The sequence below is a fragment of the Nitrospirota bacterium genome, from assembly GCA_016219645.1.
In the GTDB taxonomy this organism is placed as follows: Bacteria; Nitrospirota; Nitrospiria; order Nitrospirales; family Nitrospiraceae; genus Palsa-1315.
In genome coordinates, this window is record JACRLR010000058.1 from 1 (window position 1) to 1,592 (window position 1,592).

At 56.0% G+C, this 1,592-nt stretch carries 2 protein-coding genes; one reads left to right on the forward strand and one right to left on the reverse strand.

All coding sequences use genetic code 11. The features are described from left to right. Positions 1-949, reverse strand: a 949-nt coding sequence (locus tag HZB34_16425) for a hypothetical protein (protein MBI5317549.1), incomplete at its 3' end; no start/stop codon positions are given. Positions 950-1,187: 238 nt separating this feature from the next. Between HZB34_16425 and HZB34_16430 the strand changes: the two genes are divergently transcribed. Next, a partial coding sequence (locus tag HZB34_16430) for an AMP-binding protein (protein MBI5317550.1) occupies positions 1,188-1,592 on the forward strand: 405 nt, incomplete at its 3' end.

Below are 1,592 nucleotides of genomic sequence, written 5' to 3' on the forward strand. Positions count from 1 at the left end.
CCGCCAGGGCCTCGTCGAGATTCGGCACCACTTCCAATCGAACATAACTCTTCAGCACGTACGCATTGCCGAAGGTCGGATCATAACCGATCGCGCGATCCAGTCGTTCTAGCGCTTCTTCTCCTGATTTCCCTTCCTGCAACAGCACAAAGGCACGTTCGTAGTGAGCCTGCGCCTCCTGTTGCCGTTCCGAAGGAGTCCGAGGACCAGCACCAAGCGTAAACGCAGACCTCCGTCCCTCAACCAACGTCGTATCTCCATCACCATCGATGCGTAGACTCACTGGATGTTGCGTACCATTGGAGGCAGCCTCAACCTGTCGCGCCAGATAGGTCCCCAACTCCGAAGCCATGAGCCAACCGTTTCCGTCCAAATCGGCAGCACCGGACAGTCCGATCAATAGTGTCTGCACAAAATGACTGCTTTTCTCAGAGTGAACGGCAGCCTCTCCCTTACCTGCCGCACTCATGACTTGGACTGCACGCCGCTCCGTATCAGATTCAGGCACCTGCCGCCCTTCCAATGACAGCCCGGATGGCGCAGTGGTCTCCCACCCGAATACCGAGGCATCGAAAAGCAGGAGCGTGTGTTTGGAAGCCGACCGTCTCGTAAATTCCTTTAAGTGCTCAACCGTGATCGACTTTGTTGCGTTGTTGACCTGTGCGTCAAACGGCACAAGATATCCTCGATCGTGCCCATCGGCATCCTGCATAGACACCTTCTTGGCATCGCTGATCGCTCCCGGGATGGGAGGAGCCACGACATAGTGTTCGATCCCGATAATGATCGCCCAGGACTTGTAATACAGGCCGTCCGGCTTGCCCGATTGCGCCGCAGCGGGCGACAGGGCGACGACCGAAAACAGCCCAACCACATGAGCGCCCAGTAGGAGCAGTCTCAAGAGCCCACACAACAGGCTCTTCTCCCCAAAATGTCGTTCGCTGGTCATCGGGTCAGCCTATCTCCGGCCTAGACAGGTGTCAAGAAACGGAATCCAGAAGAGCCCGCAGCGCCACAACGAGATGGGCTCAGAACAACTGTATGGTTGCAGGCGTCTCCAACTTTCTCCATACGCAGCGCCACAACGAGATGGGCTCAGAACAACTGTATGGTTGCAGGCGTCTCCAACTTTCTCCATAATTACGCGTCGAGGATGGACTGTGCTGAGATAAGGAGACGCGACCGCCATGAGCGAAAAGATCGAGACCCTGTTGAAGGAAAGTCGAACGTACCAGCCGACCGCCAAGACGATAGCCGCAGCCTCTATCAAAGACTACGAAACCGAGTACAAGAAATCCATCGCCGACCCTGAAGCATTTTGGAGCCGTGAAGCGAAGGAGCTGGAGTGGTTCTCGCCTTGGAACAAAGTCCTGGAGTGGGACTATCCGTGGGCGAAATGGTTTGTCGGCGCGCGATGCAACATCGCCTACAACTGTTTGGACCGCCACATAAAGACCTGGCGCAAGAACAAAGTGGCCCTGATCTGGGTGGGAGAAAACGATCAGGAACGCATCTTCACCTATGCTGAGCTCTACCGACAAGTGAACCGCTGCGCCAATGCCCTCAAGAAGCTTGGCCTCCAGCAAGGCGAT